Source organism: Streptomyces sp. NPDC107454, from assembly GCF_055582885.1.
In genome coordinates this window covers 435,502-450,617 of sequence record NZ_JBVJPA010000004.1, presented here as the reverse complement: position 1 = coordinate 450,617, position 15,116 = coordinate 435,502, and the positions used below count along the sequence as shown (strand labels likewise).

General features: G+C 70.3%; 15 protein-coding genes and 1 tRNA gene. 7 read left to right on the top strand and 9 right to left on the bottom strand.

The genetic code is table 11. The annotated features are described in order from the left end of the window. Positions 1-8: 8 nt before the first annotated feature. The 5 genes from ACZ69M_RS12260 to ACZ69M_RS12240 are packed head-to-tail and all read right to left on the bottom strand — an operon-like array spanning position 9 to position 7,351. Positions 9-2,834 carry a DUF5682 family protein gene (locus ACZ69M_RS12260; RefSeq protein ID WP_470049098.1) on the bottom strand — a complete coding sequence of 942 codons (2,826 nt, stop codon included), beginning with the start codon at positions 2,832-2,834 and terminating at the stop codon, positions 9-11. Next, the gene (locus ACZ69M_RS12255) at positions 2,831-3,943 is read right to left on the bottom strand and encodes an ATP-binding protein (protein WP_352050774.1); all 1,113 of its coding nucleotides are present in this window, start codon (positions 3,941-3,943) and stop codon (positions 2,831-2,833) included. Before ACZ69M_RS12255 ends, ACZ69M_RS12260 begins: the two co-directional genes overlap by 4 nt. Before the next feature lie 59 nt (positions 3,944-4,002). Then, positions 4,003-5,463, bottom strand: a complete 1,461-nt coding sequence (locus ACZ69M_RS12250; protein WP_470049096.1) for a vWA domain-containing protein — start codon at positions 5,461-5,463, stop codon at positions 4,003-4,005. After that, entirely contained in the window at positions 5,460-6,878 is a 1,419-nt protein-coding gene (locus ACZ69M_RS12245; protein ID WP_470049094.1) for a hypothetical protein, read from the bottom strand. Before ACZ69M_RS12245 ends, ACZ69M_RS12250 begins: the two co-directional genes overlap by 4 nt. After that, the gene (locus ACZ69M_RS12240) at positions 6,848-7,351 is read right to left on the bottom strand and encodes a hypothetical protein (RefSeq protein ID WP_470049092.1); all 504 of its coding nucleotides are present in this window, start codon (positions 7,349-7,351) and stop codon (positions 6,848-6,850) included. The genes ACZ69M_RS12245 and ACZ69M_RS12240 overlap by 31 nt, the downstream gene beginning before the upstream one ends. A gap of 275 nt (positions 7,352-7,626) precedes the next feature. On the opposite strand from ACZ69M_RS12240, the gene ACZ69M_RS12235 reads away from it, so the two are divergent. Further along, positions 7,627-7,860 carry a hypothetical protein gene (locus tag ACZ69M_RS12235; RefSeq protein ID WP_470049091.1) on the top strand — a complete coding sequence of 78 codons (234 nt, stop codon included), beginning with the start codon at positions 7,627-7,629 and terminating at the stop codon, positions 7,858-7,860. A gap of 100 nt (positions 7,861-7,960) precedes the next feature. Continuing rightward, entirely contained in the window at positions 7,961-8,425 is a 465-nt protein-coding gene (locus tag ACZ69M_RS12230) for a hypothetical protein (protein ID WP_470049089.1), read from the top strand. A 79-nt stretch (positions 8,426-8,504) separates the two neighbouring features. Here ACZ69M_RS12230 and ACZ69M_RS12225 read toward each other — a convergent pair whose 3' ends face one another. Beyond that, the gene (locus ACZ69M_RS12225; protein WP_470049087.1) at positions 8,505-8,996 is read right to left on the bottom strand and encodes a hypothetical protein; all 492 of its coding nucleotides are present in this window, start codon (positions 8,994-8,996) and stop codon (positions 8,505-8,507) included. Between the two features lie 192 nt (positions 8,997-9,188). Next, positions 9,189-9,392, bottom strand: coding sequence for a cold-shock protein (locus ACZ69M_RS12220; RefSeq protein ID WP_060899524.1), 204 nt, complete (start codon positions 9,390-9,392; stop codon positions 9,189-9,191). A 296-nt stretch (positions 9,393-9,688) separates the two neighbouring features. On the opposite strand from ACZ69M_RS12220, the gene ACZ69M_RS12215 reads away from it, so the two are divergent. The 4 genes from ACZ69M_RS12215 to ACZ69M_RS12200 all read left to right on the top strand — a co-directional run bounded on the left by ACZ69M_RS12215 (position 9,689) and on the right by ACZ69M_RS12200 (position 12,005). Further along, entirely contained in the window at positions 9,689-10,093 is a 405-nt protein-coding gene (locus ACZ69M_RS12215) for a LysE family translocator (RefSeq protein ID WP_470049085.1), read from the top strand. A gap of 270 nt (positions 10,094-10,363) precedes the next feature. Beyond that, positions 10,364-10,437: transfer RNA gene (locus ACZ69M_RS12210), tRNA-Met, on the top strand. A 224-nt stretch (positions 10,438-10,661) separates the two neighbouring features. Continuing rightward, positions 10,662-11,060 carry a VOC family protein gene (locus tag ACZ69M_RS12205; protein WP_470049083.1) on the top strand — a complete coding sequence of 133 codons (399 nt, stop codon included), beginning with the start codon at positions 10,662-10,664 and terminating at the stop codon, positions 11,058-11,060. A gap of 447 nt (positions 11,061-11,507) precedes the next feature. Next, positions 11,508-12,005, top strand: coding sequence for a helix-turn-helix transcriptional regulator (locus tag ACZ69M_RS12200; protein WP_470049359.1), 498 nt, complete (start codon positions 11,508-11,510; stop codon positions 12,003-12,005). Positions 12,006-12,369: 364 nt separating this feature from the next. Here ACZ69M_RS12200 and ACZ69M_RS12195 read toward each other — a convergent pair whose 3' ends face one another. Beyond that, positions 12,370-13,278: a hypothetical protein gene (locus ACZ69M_RS12195; RefSeq protein ID WP_470049081.1), complete on the bottom strand. Its 909-nt coding sequence runs from the start codon at positions 13,276-13,278 to the stop codon at positions 12,370-12,372. A 348-nt stretch (positions 13,279-13,626) separates the two neighbouring features. Between ACZ69M_RS12195 and ACZ69M_RS12190 the strand changes: the two genes are divergently transcribed. Then, a complete protein-coding gene (locus ACZ69M_RS12190; RefSeq protein ID WP_470049079.1) occupies positions 13,627-14,640 on the top strand; it encodes a trypsin-like serine peptidase in 1,014 nt (337 codons plus the stop codon). On the opposite strand, the gene ACZ69M_RS12185 is transcribed toward ACZ69M_RS12190, so the two are convergent. Then, the gene (locus tag ACZ69M_RS12185) at positions 14,571-15,041 is read right to left on the bottom strand and encodes a dihydrofolate reductase family protein (protein WP_470049077.1); all 471 of its coding nucleotides are present in this window, start codon (positions 15,039-15,041) and stop codon (positions 14,571-14,573) included. The genes ACZ69M_RS12190 and ACZ69M_RS12185 overlap by 70 nt on opposite strands. Positions 15,042-15,116: the final 75 nt, after the last annotated feature.

Below are 15,116 nucleotides of genomic sequence, written 5' to 3'. Positions count from 1 at the left end.
GCCCGATGTCAGGGGGCGGCCAGCAGCGCCTCCAATGCCAGCGCCGTATCGGGGTGAAGACCGAGCAGCGCCGCCCCGGACGGGCCGGGAGCCGCCGTCCGCCACGTACCCTCACAGCCCAGCAGGCTCGCCAGCGCGTCGCAGGTCGCGGGGTGGGCGGCGAGCAGCGCGGCGCCGGGGCCGTCGTCCGCGCCGGGCGCCGAGGGCACGGCCTCCGGCACCGACTGCGCACGCCACGGCGGCACCCACGCGTCCAGCGCCGCCAGCCGGCCGGGGAAGATCCGTCCGGCCTCCCGGATCAGCAGCGGGGCAAGCTCTGTGCCGCTCGCACGCAAAGTGGTGATCAGGGTGGGCAGCCAGGGCAGGAGCACCGGGTCCGGCAGCCGTCCGAACGCGTTCGACACTGCTTCCACGACGAAGTCGGTGAGGGCAGGGACGGGCTCCAGGGCGTGTACGAAGCCACTGAGGTAGCGCGGATAGGCGGGCACCACCAGCGGGTTGCCGAGAAGCTCGTCGCACCTCGCCCGAAGGTCGGCCCGGGAGAGGTTCCCGAGCTGTGTCTGCGCCGCCCACAGCAGGGCCGTCTTCGAGGGGTCCGCCGGATGGGACTGGCCGACGGCCAGTTCCAGTTGGGTACGGTCGCAGCCCAGCGACAGCGCCAGGCTCTCCATGCTGAACAGGAAGCCCAGCATCGCCGCCACATGACCGACGGTGGCGTCCTCGTCGGTGAACGCCGTGGGCAGCAGGGTGCAGTAGTGCGCGTACCCGGTCTTGACGAAGGACTCGATCCATGGCGGCAGCGTCGGCTCGCTGGTGCGGTAGTACGCCAGCAGCCGGCGCACCCGGCGCAGCACCTCCGGCGCGCCGTCGACGCTGCGTTCGGTCGCCAGCACCTCCAGCGCGCGGGTGCCCAGTTCGTCCGCGAGGCGGCGGCTGCGCAGATACAACGTCGCGTCCTCGACGGTCCCCAGAACGGTCGACGTGGTGGCCTGCGGACCGTACGCCGTCCGGCGCAGCCGCTGTTCAAGGACCTGTTCGATGCTGACGCCCTCGTAGCCGAGCTCGATGAGCGCACGCTGGTGGGTGCCCAGCGCCAGGTCCCACGACTCCTGGATCGACCGCTCCCCCAGCTTCCGCTCGCCCATGATCGGCCGCGCGGCGCCCTGGGGCAGCAGATGGCGGAGCATCCACAGCACGTCGGAGCAACGCTCCAGTTCCGGCTGGGCGGCTATGTTCAGCAACGCCCTCTGCACTCCGCGCTGTTGAAGCTTGAGGTTCAGCGGCGCGAGCCGGTCGTGCACGTCGCGCGCCAGCGGTGGCAGCGCGTCGTAGCCGACCTGTCCGACCCGGTCGCCGCCCATCATGATCTCCACGAGCCGGCGCACATCGCGCCGGCCCGGCACGGTGTCCTTCTCGATGCAGGTGACGGCCGCGTCCTGGAAGTCGTACGGCGTCGGCCTGGCCCGGTCGCGCATCCCGGCCAGCAGGATCGACGTCTCGAACACGGCGATGGCGTCGGCGGTGGAGGCGAGGTAGCCGTTGCGGCGCGCTGCCCGCACGATCTCCACGGACCAGCCGAGCAGTTCCTCCTCGTCCAGCCGGTCGAGGACGGGTGGTCGCCGCAGGAAGCCGGTCAGCTTGTCCGCGGGTGGCAGCGCCGGCACCGGAGCCGCCGCGGCCACGGTCTTCTTCGCCCTCGACTTCTTCGCGCCCGCCTGTCCCGCCAGGCGGTAGGGCCGCACACGGGTGCGGCTGACGTTCTTCGCCCAGACGGTCGCGGCGATCGACACCGAACCGGCGGCGAGTCCGAACTGCGCCTCGATCGCCGCGTGGCTGGACGGGATCAGGCCGTGCTGCCACTTGGTCGCGCTGCGCGGGGCGATCTCGAAAATGTCGGTGCCGTGGACGCCGAACTCCTCGACCCGGCTGGCCGCGTGGAAGGCTCCGCACACATAGAGACAGTCGTCGGGATCGGTGCCGGTCGCGGCCAGGTGCTCGCGCATCCTGGTCCACATGTAGCGCTCGCGGTCCTCGTCCACCCGCACCCGGTGCGGGTCGCCGGGTGCGAGGCGCCGGAAGAGGCTGCCGATCAGGAGCATCACCTGGCGGTAGGTGTCGTGGTCGCTGTCACCGAGCGGCAGTTCTACGTACTGGTGCCACCACTCCGACCAGTGCCGCACCCTGCCGTGCCGCAGCAGGTGTTCCTCCAGTTCGGCGAAGCGCGGGCGCAGGTCGCCGATCTCCACGCCGACCGCGTCGCCGTGCAGTGCGGCCTCCTCCTCGACGGGCGGGGCGTCGGGGTCGGCGGGCTCGCCGGCGTGCGTCCCGCGTGCGTCCCACTGGAAGACGTGGTCCGAGGAACGGTCGACCAGGACGAGTTCGACACCGGGCGTGTCCAGTGCGTAGGCGATCGCCTGGTACTCGGCCGAGGCCTCGGTGATCGGTGCGACCACCGACAGCGGAGACCACTCCGCCGGGAAGCCGTCGATCTCGGTCGCGAAGGCCTGAACCGCCACCGGGAGCCTGCAGTTGCGCAGTTCGGTCAGCAGCGGCGCCATGTCCTCACACAGCTCCAGGTACACGACCTTCGGCTGCTTCTCCCGCAGACGGCGTGCCATGGCCAGCGCGGAGGCGGGCGAGTGGTGGCAGACGGGGAAGATCTCCAGAGGCTCGCGCACCGCGCGGTCCACGTCCTCGACGATGCCGAGGAGGATGCCCTCCAGGGCGTCGGGCCCGTCGGCCAGCGTCGCGGCGGCCCCCTGCAACTGCGCGCGCAGCGCTTCGAAGGTGCCTTCGTGCGTGGTCGAATGCATGCTCTCGTGCGTGCCGCTCATGACAGGGTGGCGATCGCGTCGCGGCCGCCCTCCAGGAACTCCGGCCAGGAGCCGCCCTCTTCCTTGCTGCGCGGCTCGACCACTCCGTGCAGGTACTTGTTGAGGATGGCCAGGTCCTCGGGCTCGCGCCGGGCCAGTGACCCGACGAGCGAGGAGGCCAGGGTGTGGGCGGTCAGGGCGCGTTCGCCGAAGAAGTTGCTGTGCAGGATCGCGTCCTCGAGCACACCGATCTGCTCGGCGGTGGACAGCGCGGACTCCAGCTTCTCGTCGTCGCTGCCGGCCGCGGCCGCGGAGGCGCGCAGGTCGGCGAAGCTCTGCAGCAGCACGTCGAGCAGGGTCGGCGGCACGTCCAGCTCGATCTGGTGACGGCCCAGCAGTTCCTCGGTGCGGAAGCGGACGATCTCCGCCTCGCTCTTCTTGTTCGTCACCACGGGGATGCGTACGAAGTTGAAGCGGCGCTTGAGCGCCGAGGACAGGTCGTTGACGCCCCGGTCCCGGCTGTTGGCGGTGGCGATGATCGAGAAGCCGGGCTGGGCGAAGACGATGTTGTCGCTGTCCAGCTCCGGGACCGAGATGTACTTCTCGGACAGGATCGAGATCAGCGCGTCCTGGACGTCACTGGTGGAGCGGGTGAGTTCCTCGAAACGGCCGATCGCGCCGGTCTCCATCGCGGTCATGATCGGCGACGGGATCATCGAGTCCCGCGACTGCCCCTTGGCGATGACCATGGACACGTTCCAGGAGTACTTGATGTGGTCCTCTGTGGTGCCGGCCGTACCCTGCACCACCAGCGTGGAGTTGCGGGAGATCGCGGCGGACAGCAGCTCGGCCAGCCAGCTCTTGCCGGTGCCGGGGTCGCCGATGAGCAGCAGACCACGGTCGGAGGCGAGCGTGACGATGGAACGCTCGACGAAGCTGCGGTCACCGAACCACTTCTGCGAGATCTCCCGGTCCAGGCCGTCGGAACGCTCGGAACCCAGGATGAACAGACGGACCATCTTCGGGGACAGCCGCCAGGAGAAGGGCTTGGGGTTGTCGTCGATCGACTCCAGCCAGTCCAGTTCCTCGGCGAACTTGATCTCGGCGGGGGCACGCAACAGGTCGGACATCACAGGGCCTTTCTGAACGGAGAAAAGATGAGCGAGGAGTGTCTGAGCGGGCGGGACGCCTAGGCGAGGAACGTCTTGAGCTCGTGGACGAGCTTGCGGATGTGGCCGGAGAGCACCGGCGTACCCAGGTCCTTGAAGCGCTCGCGGAACCACGGGTTGACACTGCCGCGGCCGGAGCTGGTCACCGAGCCGACCGGGATGAACCTGGCTCCCGAGCGGTGGATGGCGGCCATGCTGTCGAACAGCGGCTCGGACCGCCATTCGTAGAAGTCGGAGATCCACACCACGACGGTGTTGCGGGGCTCGGCGATCTTCGGCTGGGCCAGGGCCATGGCGACCGTGCCGTCGGTGCCGCCCCCGAGGTTGGTGCGCAGCAGGGTCTCGAAGGGGTCGTGCACCCATGCGGTGAGATCGAGCGCCTGGGTGTCGTACGCGATCAGATGGACGTCCACCTTGGGCAGCCCGGCGAATATGGAGGCCAGGATGGTGCAGTTCACCATCGAGTCGACCATCGAGCCGGACTGGTCCACGACGACGATCAGCCGTTGCGGCGTCGTCTTGCGTGCGGTGTGCCGGTAGTAGAGGCGGTCGACGTACAGCCGCTCCTCCTCCGGGCTCCAGTTGGTGAGGTTCTTCCAGATCGTGCGATCGAGGTCGAGGTTGCGGAACACCCGCTTGGGCGGGACCGAGCGGTCGAGCGCGCCCACCGTGGTCTTCTCCACCTGGGTGCGCAGCACTTGGGCGACCTCGTCGACGAATCGGCGGATCAGGGCCTTGGCATTGGCCAGGGCTACGCCCGAGAGGTTGTTCTTGTCCCGCAGCAGCTGCTCGATCAGCGACATGCTCGGGGTCAGCTGCGCGGCGAGCTGGGGATCGGCCAGCACCTCGCGCAGGCGCATCCGCTTGACGAGATCGGCCTCGATCGCGCCGAGTTCCGGGCCGATCGCCGGAATCAGCCGGCTGAGGTCGGGGGTCGGGCCCGGGCCGCCGGTACCGGTGGGGCTGACCCCGGGTCCCGCGGTGCCTGCCCCGGACCCCGCGCCGGCGCGGCCACCGCGCAGCTCGCCCGGCTTGCAGCCGAGTGCGCGCTCCAGCCAGCCCGCGTCGGACTGCCAGCGCGCCAGCTGTCCGGCGGTGACCGTGCCGGTGCCGGCGGCGAAGACGTTGAGCAGCACCTTCGACACCAGTGCCGCGCGCCGCACTTCGGCGGCCCGGTCCCGGGCCTCGTCGTCGGCCTCGGGCACCATCAGACCGTCGAACTCCTCGGCCAGGTCCGGGTGGCGCTGCACGATCGAGTCGACGGAGGCTCCCGGGTCCAGCAGCGCGGACGGCAGGCCGATGTCCTCGACGACGGCGAGGCTCGCCGACTCCAGCGTCGCCTGCTCCTCGTGGTCGAAGAGCCGGGCGAGGAGCCGCCAGTACAGAACCTGACGGCGGTTGTCGTGAGAGTGGTGCGGGTCGTGAGAGTCGTGAGGGTCAGCTTCGGGGTGGGGTTGGGGTGAGGTCGTCGCGTCGGTCATTTCCGCAGCAGCCTTCCGGCGCGCTCCCGCAGCACGGCCACGGCGTCGGTGGCGGCCTTCTCGGCCTTGACGCCGACCTTGTCGGTCGTACCCCCGGCCCATGCCCCGGCGTGGAGCGCGACGGGCTTCTTCCGCACGGTCGTCTCGACGGCCAAGGGCTGGACGCGATACGTTCCGGCGTCCCAGCGGAGCAGCCCTATGCAGGCCTTCGATGTCGCGACGGCCTCGGGGGTGAGCGGGCCGGCGGTCGGAACGCGGTCGGTGTCGACGGCGAGAGGGTGTCCGGCGACCGTGAACGTCAGTGTCTCGTCCTCCTGCTGGGCGGCGTAGCCCTCCAGGAACACGGGGACGGCGATGCTCGTCGGGTGCCGGTCCAGCGGTGCGGTCGCCGGGTCGGTGGCGGTGGGCAGGGCGACTCGGGCGGTGGTGAAGGCGTCGGCGGGCTCGCTCGGGCGGGCGTGCTCGTCGCTCCAGATGAGGTCGCCCTCGGCGGTGACCGGCATGTCGGTGAGCTCCATCGAGCGGCCTTCGCCGACGGCTGCCAGAAGCGACATGTGCGGTCGCAGCAGCTGCCAGAGGCCGGCTCCGACGACCGTGTCGGGCTTCGGCACCGACACGGTGGCGCGCACCAGGCCGGGCGCGGAGCCGTCGGCGGGTTCGAACACCGCGTGGACCTGGGCCTGTGCCGCGGTCGCGTGTTCCTGGAGGTCGACTCCCAGGGGCAGCAGGCGACCGGTGGCGGCACCCGGCGCGGGCATGTCGGCGGCACCGGGCAGCGTCAGCAGCATGCCGCGTGACCAGAGGTCGCCCCAGCGGCGTGCCGGGATCCTCTCCAGGGCGGAACCCGGGCAGGACGCGGCGAGTTCGGCGGCGAAGCCGTCGAGGAGCGTCGCCGGTCGGCGCAGGGACGGGTCCGGAAGCATCGCGGAGACGACCTGTGCCGCCCCGGAGACCACCTCGTGGTCGATGCCCTGCCATCCGGCGCGTGCGAGATCGCACAGCCAGGCGCGGGCGGCGGCGAGCACGTTGGCCGCCTGCCGCCCACCGGTTGCCGGGACGGTCTCCTCGCCGCGGGGGCGACCGGTCGCCTCGGTGACGCGGGTCATCAGTGCGTCGTGGGCGGAGCCGAGCAGTGCGGTGCGGGCGGCGGCGAGGGCGACGAAGTGGTCTTCGCCCGCTGCTCCGGCCGCCGCCTTCGCCGCCGCCTCGGCGACCCGGGCGGCCAGCGGTGTCCCCGCGACGGCGTGCGCGAGCTCGGTCAGACCGGCGGCCTGGGCGGGCTGCGGACGGAGCAGGCCCGCGACGAGAGCCTGGTCGAAGGCGTCGACGGCCGCCAGCGCTTCGTCGAGCCCGGCGATGGGGTCGGAGAGCAGGTCCGCGCGCATCACGCCACCGCCCTGGTCGGCGGGAACCACTGCATCTCCGGCAACGGCGCGGTGGTCGGGGCGAGTTCGAGATAGGCCAGGTGGCGCAGGAACCGGCTGAAGACGGGCGCGGCGGCCTTGGTGTCTCCCTGCGCCGGTCGTGTGTTGTCCATGACGTGGGCGATGGCAGGTCCGCTCGGCTCGCCGTCCGCGAGCTCGACCCTCAGATAGCGGGCGACGCGCTCGGCGCCGTACTGAAGCACCGCCTCGTTGATCAGGGCCCGGATGTGATTGCAGAACATGCCCCGCGCGCCGCCGCAGGGGCGGTTGTTGTTGGTGCTGCAGGCGAACGCGTAGGTGCCGGCCGCGACCGACGAGACGTAGACCCGCTCGATGTCCGAGCCGCTGGACACCACACCCTGGAGACGTCCGTCGGCCAGCTCGACGAAGGGCACCTTGGCGAGCTTCCGCGGCCGCGCGGGCACTGTCACCCGTGCCGTGCTCGACCTCTCCCAATCCGACAACGCACCATCTCCTATGCATCAGAGGGGACTTCCACGCCACTTCGGCGGGACACCACTGAACATAGTGGCGACCACTGACAACGCCGTTTCGCGGACGACCACCGAGGCGGGCAGGGTCGGTGCGCGACGCCGTGAGGCCGACTGACTCTGACGTCGGTGGTGGCCGGCACGATGCTCCGCTTCGAACTCGTACACCCGCTCGACGGCTTGGACTCCCACCCCTGGTCCTCCTCCAGCCACGCCTACGCGAAGCGCTGCCGGAGTTGCACGGAAGCGTGCTGCATCAGGGGACGGTCTATGCCGCACGTGCGGAAGTGGCCCCGTTCCTGGCCAGGATCGCGGTGTCCGGCCGCCAGGTGGCTGACATGCTGATGCTGCTCGGAGGCATGGCCGAGAGCGAGGACGAACACGGCGTGGCACGGGGCACGGTCCGGGCGGCCGTTGCCGGACAACTTCCGCTGCTCCTGCCCCTGCTGGACGCCGCGGAGCGGAGCCCGCGGGGACGGTAGGCGCGCTCGGTCCCCGGGCGGCGAAGCGGTCACACCCGCGCTGGACGCGGACACGGCGCTCGCCGAGGCTCTGTGGCACGTCACAAAGGACGCCGCCGCGGTGGTCGCCGCTCTGGACTCGGTCTGCGCCCGGGCCGAACACGACTCCTGGTCCCAGTGGCCGACGGTGCGGGCCGCTCGCACGACGGCGCTCCTCGGCCCGGCGGGACGTCCGCTCACCTCCCGCCTGAAGACCCTGCTGGACAATCCCGTGCGGGTGCCGGCCGCGGTACTGGCCCTCACGGCCGTGGCGGAACCCGCCTCACTGGACCGCACGGCGCTCGCCGCGGCCGTCCTGCGGTCCGCCGGACAGGAAGCCGACCCGACAGGTGCCCGCGACGCCCTGGAGGCCCTCGGTGTCGCCGCCTTGACCGCCGACCACCTGCACCGGCTGTCCGCCCTCGCCGACGGGGACGCGCGGATCATCCGATCGGGAGTGGAAAACCGCATCACTCACCGGGACGCAGCCTTCCGGAACCGCGTCCGGGCACTCGTCACCACCTGCACGGCCCGCACTACCGCCTGACGCAACGGGACATCATCCGCCGCGGCATGCTCGTCCGGGCGTGGCCGCACCCCGCTCCATCGGGGATCTATGGACCGAGTCAACTGGGCTGGTCCCGGTGTTGCAGCTGACGGCTCGCTGCGTTTCGTACGCGGCGGGTTCGTCCGCGTTCGGCCAGCAGCGCGAGGGCCTCGGGCGAGGCCACGATCTGCGGGGTTGTGGCCATGCGCTGGAACCAATCGGATGCGCCGCTCAGATCCTCCGCGGTCCACGGCTCGCCCAGGGCGATATCTCTGAGCAGGGTCCACTCGCGCAGACGGAGGGTGAGGAAGTCGCGATCCACGATCACCCCGGTCATGGCCTGGGCCCAAGCCGTAAACGCAGGACCGGTCAGCAAATCGGCAGCCCGGCGATCCAGATGGCGGCCCACTGCACTGTCCGCCATCGTCGTGTCCTGGTCACGCAGGACGGCAGCCACCAGGTCGGCCTCGTCCGCCTCGGCGACGGCCTCGAGGGCCTGCAAGTAGCGGGCGAAGCGCCGGTGCTCGGCGGGCTCCTCGGTGGGCTCCTCGTCGGTGTGGAGGCCGGTCATGCCGCGAGTCCCTCCGGCCGTTCAACAGGCTCGCCGCGCTCGAAGCGGGCGCAGGGCCGGACCGGGGAAGCCAGGCGGGGTGTGTTCACCGCGTCCCGGCGGACCTGCGTGGATCGGCAAGTGACCGTAAGAGCCACGCCAGGGTCCCGGAGCACGTGCTCCGGGACCCTGACATACGTCCTGACCGCGAGGTCAGGCGGGGGTGATGTTCTCCGCCTGCGGGCCCTTCTGGCCCTGGGTGACGTCGAAGGTCACCGCCTGGCCTTCCTGGAGCTCGCGGAAACCGCTGGCGTTGATGTTGGAGTAGTGCGCGAACACGTCAGGTCCGCCACCGTCCTGGGAGATGAAGCCGAAGCCCTTTTCTGCGTTGAACCACTTGACGGTTCCGCTGGCCATGCTGGTGCCTTCCAGTCGATATCGGGTTCCGCACCGCGCGGACCCGGAGGTGATCGCCCTGGTCCTGCACTGCACAGCAAAACGCCCACGCCGGAGCGCGGGCAGATACTGCGAACCACGACATCTGAGAACGACGCTACACGGCGAAACTGCCCACCGCCAGAGAGCAACAGTCATGATCCGCACGGGTCGCACGGAAGCCCGCCGCAGGCCCATGGCCGGCGCACCGCGAGCCGAGCGGCCGGCGCAGGTCCAGGAAGCAATACAGCGGCGAACAGCCCGCTTGGCAGCAGGTCGTGGACCTGGCGCAGGATGCGGTCGGGCCACGCCGTCGCGTCGAAGTCCGCCCGTACGAGGCGCACGTGATCGGGCCGGGTGAGGAACCGGCGGAAACGGCGGCGGTGTCGCACCGGCGGGCGTACTGGCAGGGGCTGGTCACCAACTTCGCCAATCCCAAGGCGGTCGTGTTCGCCGTCTCCTTCCTGCCGCAGTTCGTGCCGCAGGGCGCTCCCGTACTGCCGACCTTGCTCGCCTTCTCGGTGATCTGGGCCGTGATCGACCTGCTCTGGTACCTCCCGCTGATCTGGCCGGCTGGACGGGTCCGCGGTGTGCTCCAACGGCGGTCGATTCACCGCCGGATGGAGCAGATTTCCGGAGCTGTCCTGGTCGGGCTGGGGCTGCGCCTGGCGGTTGAGTCGTAGGCCGTCGGAACCGGATCCTGTCCCGTCCGCTCGGCCTGTCCGCTTCCGGCCCTGCTCCGGCAATCGAAGGAGACGGCGCGGCAGCGGGGGACAGCGCGGCCGAAGCGGTTGGCCTGCGCGGCGGAGCCCGTCATCCGGTGCAGCCACAGCCCTTACGCCACCGACCCCATCCGTTCCTACGTCAGATACAGCCGACCTCGGTAAGCCGACGGGTCCACGGCGATCATGGTCTCAGGGCCGGGATAATTGGCGTAGGGTGGAGGAATCCGACGCGGGGTGGAGCAGCTCGGTAGCTCGCTGGGCTCATAACCCAGAGGTCGCAGGTTCAAATCCTGTCCCCGCTACTGAAGCCTGAGGGGCCGGCACCATGTGCCGGCCCCTCAGGCATGTCCAACCCCAGGACGCGCGAGGCACGTACCGCTGGGAGCTCAGCGCGGACACAACGCACTGGATGTTCCGCAGCACTGAGGGGCCTTCCCCCCGTGCGGTTGGTCACGGTGGGTGGCAGGTCCTAGCCTCGTCCTCGAAGGACCAACGCCTGTAACCGGAGGGCAGCACCATGGCCTCGATGCCACAGAAGATCACCACTTTCCTCATGTTCGAGGGCAGGGCGGAGGAGGCGCTGACCTTCTATATGTCGCTGTTCGACGACGCCGAGGTGGTCGACATCTCCCGCTACGGCGCCGACGGCCCCGGCGAGGCGGGCACGGTCCAGCGCGCCACGTTCTCGCTCGCTGGACAGCGGTTCATGTGCATCGACAGCTACGTCAAGCACGCCTTCGGGTTCACCCCGGCGGTTTCGCTCTTCGTCGAGTGCGACACCGAGGCCGAGCTCGACCGCCTCTACGGCGCCCTCGCCGAACAGGGCACGGAGCTGATGCCGCTGGGCTCGTACGGCTTCAGTGCCAAGTTCGGCTGGGTGAACGACCGCTTCGGCGTCTCCTGGCAGCTGAACCTGCAGAAGTGACAGTGGTGCGGCACAAAATCCCGAACGGAAGATCGTAAGCGGCTGTCAGTCATCAACTACTGAACGTCACCGCTGCTCATGATCAGCCTACCGGCGTGAAGCCGTCCGGGAGGTGGAGGTTCCCGGCCATGGTGTCGCCGGCGCTGGTGAAGGTGACGTTCCGCACGGTGATGTCCTTGGCTGACCTGTCCGGGAGAGCAGCCGTGAGGCCGCCGCTCCCGTGGTCGAGGTGAAAGCCCGCGGAGCCGGTCCGAAACCATGCGATGCACGGGCTGACCACCATGCAATCGGTGCACCGGCGACTGAGGGAGTCACTGCTGAAACGCGCCCTGACAGGGCACCCCACCAGGCTCTGCGGCTACCTGGCCTGGAAGGCATGGACCACCGCAGCGAGATCCGCGAGTTCCTGACCTCCCGCCGGGCCAGGATCACCCCCGACCAGGTGGGCTGCCCAGCTACGGGGCCCGCCGGGTTCCCGGGCTGCGCCGCGCGGAGGCCGCACAGCTCGCCGAGGTCAGCGTCGAGTACTACGCCCGCCTGGAGCGGGGGAGCCTCGCAGGGGTGTCCTACACCGTCCTGGACGCGCTCGCCCGCGCGCTGCGTATGGACGACACCGAGCGGGCCCACCTCTGCGACCTGGCCCGCGCCGCCGGAACAAGCCCGCGCCGACGCCGCAAACCGGCGGATCCGCAGGGAGTGCGCCCCAACGTTCAGCGGCTCCTCGAGGCGATGACCGACACCCCGGCACTGGTCATCAACGGCCGCACGGACGTACCGGCGAGCAACGCACTCGGCCGGGCCTTGTTCGCACCGCTCCACGACACCACGACGCGGCCTCCCAACCACGCCCGGTTCATCTTCCTCGACGCCCGCTCCCAGGATTTCTGGACCAACTGGGACCACGCAGCGAACGACGCCGTGGCCCTTACTGTCGACGAAACCTGAGCAATCGGCCTGGACCCGTCCGGCGCACCGAGAGTCGCCACTCTCGTGACGGCGTTCTCGCCGGGCTGCGCCCGCACCGCCCGCATCTCGACGAGCAAGCCGGTCTCATGCACATTTGGACCCGGTCCGGAGGCCGATCGGTCATGCAGGAACCAGCGTCCTACCTGCGAACCACGAGTGGTTCCACCCGAACGGCGTGTCCTCCAGGCGCACTTCGCCCGCTGTTCCGAAGCCAACGAACGCGACCGAGCGGTCACGGTGCACCAGCGCCGCCGCAGTCGGCGCGATGAGCTGGGGCCCGCCCGACGTCGAGCTGCTGTCGGAGTCTGCGAACCCGCTTCCGAGGCCGACATCTGTTGCGGCGTCAGCTGCTTGAGCGTGGCGGTGCCCCTGGGATGTTCGCATGGCGGGACCGGAAGCGTTTGAGGAGGAGCGCCGTGCCGGCAGCAGCGAGGAGTACCCCACCCGCGGCCCAGGCCACCACTTCGGTGCGGGATCCCCCGGAGGGACGCGCCGCCTGCCGCGTGGGGCAGGTGGTTGTTCTGGAGGCGGGGGCGACGCGCAGCCGGGCCCAGGGCTGGTTCGGGTGGTTCTTGTCCAGGTCGGGAGTGTGCCGGTAGACGGGGTAGAGGCCGGGCGCAGCATCGCATCTGAGGGTGGCGGTGGCGGTCAGGACCGCTCGTGCGCCGCGCAGGACGGGCCGGTCGGCGAAGGCGGGGGACGAGAGGGCGATGACCCCGTCCAGTCCCTCGTCGTCGTTGTCGGTGATCGTGATGCGGCTGCCGGCGCGGAAGGACCTGACATCCCATTGCGACTGGGGCCAGGTGGTGTCCGCCGCCCAGTGCTCCTCCCGGTCGGGCGGGGGCATCTTCTTGACCTTGTCCTGGCAGGCGCGACGCGCGGCCTCGTCGTCCGGTTCCACGCGTACGTGTGCCCACGGGGCCGCGTGCTCGGCCGGGCGTGAGGATCCGGCGCTGGTCAGCGCGACCGGGTAGGTGCCGGGCCGGGCGTCGCAGGCGATGGTGACGGAGGCCGTCAGCCGGGGTGCCGTCATCCGCATCCGCCCGGCCTTCAGCAATACCGGGGAGGTAATGGTGTCGCCGTTCACGGCCTGTCCGCTCGCTGCGGTAACGGCCAGCCTGTCGCCGGGATGCACCGACCGGACACTGCCGAGGGGCAGCGGTGCCGGTTCGGCGGCGGAGGCCGGGCCGGCGGCGAGGAGGGGCAGGAGGAGCGGCAGTGCCACCATCGCCGCGGTGCGGAATCGGTCCATCGCCTCGCCTGTCTGCCTTATGACGCCACGTCAAGCCGCATGTGACGCTACGCTACCAACCGTCACGACGAACATATGTGCGATTATGCGAGATCTGTATCGCCTGCCGTTCGGCTTCCTCCAAGACGGAAAGACACCTCGTTGAGTTCCAGTTCCACATGGATTCCGGCCCTGGCGCTCGGTCTGTGCGCGGGCATGCTCGGCACGAGCCAGGCGCTTGCCGCCACCGGCGCTCCAGTGCAGTCCCGCACTCCAGTGCAGTCCCGTACTCCGGTGCCGTCCGGCACTCCGCTACCGTCGGTCCCCGCTGCACCGTCGGCCCGTCCGACAGGACCCGGGGCGGCGGCAGTGCCGCCTGTCCCCTCGGCGACGCCGACATCCGCGCAGCCCAGCCACCCCCCTGTCTCTCCGGCCTCCTCCGGCGGCCCCAGCCTGAGCGAGGAGGAGAAGTACTGGACAGCCAACCGCATGGACAACGCGGTGCCCCTCGACAGCGCACCCGGCCGGGCCCCCGTAGCCTCGGCGCCGCACATCGGCACGCGCAGCAGGCCGCCGGCCGGCACGCCCCGTCCCGAGCACTTCGGCGGCCACCCGATGGTGGGCACGTTCTTCTACGACGGAAAGCCCTTGGGCGGAAAGAGCACGTACTGCACGGGCAGCGTGGTGCACACGGCCGCCCATGACATCGTCCTGACCGCCGGGCACTGCGGCCGCGGTCTGCAGGGGGCCACGCACCGCATCTTCGTGCCGCAGTATCGCGACGGGCTGTCCGCCGTGCACCAGCCGCGCGGCGTTTTCGCGGTGTCGCAGATGTACATCGATCCGCGCTACGTGGCCAACACCAAGAAACCCACCTCCGACCTGGACCTGGCCTTCGCACAGGTCGGCCCCAACAGCCGGGGCAAAGTGGAGGACGTGACGGGCGCTCTGACGTTCACTCCCACCAGCAAATACACCCACAAGGTCACGGTGATCGGGTATCCCAGCTCCGAAAGCGTCAATGCGAGGCACCAGGCGATCCGCTGCCCCGTCACCACCTCGCGCCTGCCCGGCTACCAGCAGGTGCGCATGACCTGCACCGGCTTCTACGGAGGGGTCTCCGGCGGCCCGTGGATCGAGGACTACAACCGTGCCACCGGTACCGGCAAGGTCGTCGGCAACACCGGCGGGTACAACGGAGGTGGGAACGACGCCAACGACGACTGGGTGACGTACGCGCCCATCTACGGCAAGGACGCCAAGAACCTGTTCAACGACGCCGCCGCCCATCGCACGGTGGGCGCGAGACCGCCCTACCAACCGTCGACGGACGCCCGGTTCTGCCCGGCCCGGCGGGCACCTGGACGCCCGACCTGGCGATGACGACCGGCGACTGCACCGGAAACGGGGCCATCGACGACCTCCCTGACCGGCTCGAGGTTCCGCCGCCCGGCGCCCAGTCCCTCGAAGAGCCGCAGTCCCTCTCCGAGGAGCACGGGCACCACGTGCAGCCGAAGCTCGTCGATGAGCCCCTCCCTGAGGTACTGCTGCACCGTGCTCGCCCCGCCCGCGATGTCGACGTTCCTGTCCCCCGGCGGCGGCCTTCGCCTGGTCACGGGCGCTGTGGATGCCGTCGGTGACGAAGGTGAAGGTGGTGCCGCCCTCCTTGACCAGGGCCGGCCGGGGACGGTGTGTGAGCACGAAGACCGGGGCCCTGAACGGCGGGTGGATCCACTCGAAGAGCGGCTCGGCGCCGTCGCCTCCCGGGTTGTCGAGGGCGACATTGGTGCCGGCGATGCACCCGTCGAGCGAGATGGCCATGTCCGCGGATACGGTCACGACGGGTTGCTCCTGAAGTG

What these genes read in the sequence shown, in the direction of transcription:
- ACZ69M_RS12195 (WP_470049081.1), bottom strand. Translation starts at nt 13,278, where the DNA reads ATGGACCGATTCCGCACCGCGGCGATGGTGGCACTGCCGCTCCTCCTG.
- ACZ69M_RS12260 (WP_470049098.1), bottom strand. Translation starts at nt 2,834, where the DNA reads ATGAGCGGCACGCACGAGAGCATGCATTCGACCACGCACGAAGGCACC.
- ACZ69M_RS12255 (WP_352050774.1), bottom strand. Translation starts at nt 3,943, where the DNA reads ATGTCCGACCTGTTGCGTGCCCCCGCCGAGATCAAGTTCGCCGAGGAA.
- ACZ69M_RS12250 (WP_470049096.1), bottom strand. Translation starts at nt 5,463, where the DNA reads ATGACCGACGCGACGACCTCACCCCAACCCCACCCCGAAGCTGACCCT.
- ACZ69M_RS12225 (WP_470049087.1), bottom strand. Translation starts at nt 8,996, where the DNA reads ATGACCGGCCTCCACACCGACGAGGAGCCCACCGAGGAGCCCGCCGAG.
- ACZ69M_RS12220 (WP_060899524.1), bottom strand. Translation starts at nt 9,392, where the DNA reads ATGGCCAGCGGAACCGTCAAGTGGTTCAACGCAGAAAAGGGCTTCGGC.
- ACZ69M_RS12205 (WP_470049083.1), top strand. Translation starts at nt 10,662, where the DNA reads ATGCCACAGAAGATCACCACTTTCCTCATGTTCGAGGGCAGGGCGGAG.
- ACZ69M_RS12185 (WP_470049077.1), bottom strand. Translation starts at nt 15,041, where the DNA reads ATGTCGCCCTCGACAACCCGGGAGGCGACGGCGCCGAGCCGCTCTTCG.